We start from the raw sequence: 1151 nt of genomic DNA, 5'->3' as shown, positions 1-1151 counted from the left end.
TGGGGCAACAACAAGACCACAGCCTCTTTGAACTCTGCTGTGCGCTCCAGCCCGTTGTCCACCAGTTTCGCCATGGCCCACAGCAGGTTGGCAATATGCTGAGGAATAAATTGGTCTTTCTGTGCGTTCACGAGGGGCAACAGTGCGGCCACGGCCTCGTTGAGCCCTGGTGTTAGTTCATGCCCGTTGTCCACCAGTTTCGCCATGGCCCACAGCTGGTTAGCGATACCCTGGGCACCAATATCACTGGCTTCAGGTTTTTGGTTGCACTTGAATATTATTGCATCCAGTAGCGTCGATAATAAGGCAGCCTGAGTGTGCTGAACACGCTCATCTATGGGTCTATGAGGGGTAAAAACACCCGCTGAAGTAAATGAGTGCAGTGTTGTCGTCAGGCTTCGCCAATTCCAGCTCCGCGTTGCTGTGAAATTTTGCAGTAAACGCATCAGCTGGCTTTGTTCCCCTCGATTTAACGGTCTTTTAGACGCTGACGTGTATTTTTTAATGGAACTGGCATATAGGCCGTGATCTCTTCCATCATAGCGATGACCGAAACGATCCGATTTACTCACCAGACCAGCCATTATTTCCTGTTTGGTGAGAGCATGAAAATTTTGAACAGGGTTTACTGAACGGCGCAGTAGATATTGAGAAGGGCCTGCGGCAGCAGAATGGTAAAATTTATTACGCCCCGGGGGTGTGCGTGGGGCATTATCCCACTGTCTGACTGTGGCTTGTCTATATCGCCCACGCCTGGAAGCGGCATGGCCATTCGGTTGGTTGTCATTATTACCTGATCTTGCGTATTTGCCACTGATACCAGCAGAACTTCTATCCATAGTTATATTTCATTAATTCATGAAAATATAAAAAGCAGACTGCTGTTCTTCCCAGAAGTTCATTGTGCGGAAAAGTTTACTTGAGTCATGATGGGAGGAAGGCGATTACTGAATGTTTGTTTTCTTCCTCTTTGCCGGGTTGGTTTGCTCTTGTAAATGTTCTTCGGCAGTCACGTATGCAGCATCTGTCCACCCTCTTTTAAGTGAAACAGAGTCATGACCCTGTGGCGGGATGCCTATCCTGATCTTTATTTGATCAATATATGGTTTCATTAAATCTTTGTTCAAAAGCTGGTTAGCAGGGATTTCAAT

The 1151-nt window shown here is 47.2% G+C and carries 2 protein-coding genes; both read right to left on the bottom strand.

Annotated features, from left to right (window positions below):
- A partial coding sequence (locus J7438_RS25760; RefSeq protein WP_209278890.1) for a hypothetical protein occupies window positions 1-839 on the bottom strand: 839 nt, incomplete at its 3' end.
- 105 nt (window positions 840-944) lie between these two features.
- Window positions 945-1151: hypothetical protein (locus tag J7438_RS25755; RefSeq protein WP_209278889.1), on the bottom strand; the 207-nt coding region annotated here is incomplete at its 5' end.

Source organism: Thalassotalea sp. G20_0 (assembly GCF_017744175.1).
Taxonomy (GTDB): domain Bacteria; phylum Pseudomonadota; class Gammaproteobacteria; order Pseudomonadales; family Endozoicomonadaceae; genus Endozoicomonas.
The sequence above is the reverse complement of the archived record's forward strand: the minus strand, read 5'-3'. Positions and strand labels throughout refer to the sequence as shown.